Below are 278 nucleotides of genomic sequence, written 5' to 3'. Positions count from 1 at the left end.
ACTTTGTGGCTATCCCTGCGGATGTTGTCGCTAAAATTAATAATCCTGCTTATCAAGTTGGGGTGATTACGGCCAATACTTACGAAGGCCAAACAGAAGATGTGAGTACGGTTGCGATACAAAACTTATTGGTAAGTCACAGTAAGGTGTCTGATGAGATTGCTTATCAAATGACTAAGCTGATGTTTGAAAACCTAGACCGTTTAGGTACTGCTCACTCAGCTGCTAAGGCGATCAGTTTAGCCACAGCGGCAAAAGATCTGCCTATTCCACTACAC

Annotated in this window: 1 protein-coding gene; it reads left to right on the top strand. The window is 43.2% G+C overall.

Annotation, left to right across the window (positions count from 1 at the left end):
* Window positions 1–278: TAXI family TRAP transporter solute-binding subunit (locus tag AAEZ00_RS21115; RefSeq protein ID WP_351089845.1), on the top strand; the 278-nt coding region annotated here is incomplete at both ends.

Source organism: Shewanella sp. S1-49-MNA-CIBAN-0167 (assembly GCF_040310145.1).
Lineage (GTDB): Bacteria > Pseudomonadota > Gammaproteobacteria > Enterobacterales > Shewanellaceae > Shewanella > Shewanella psychromarinicola.
The sequence above is the reverse complement of the archived record's forward strand: the minus strand, read 5'-3'. Positions and strand labels throughout refer to the sequence as shown.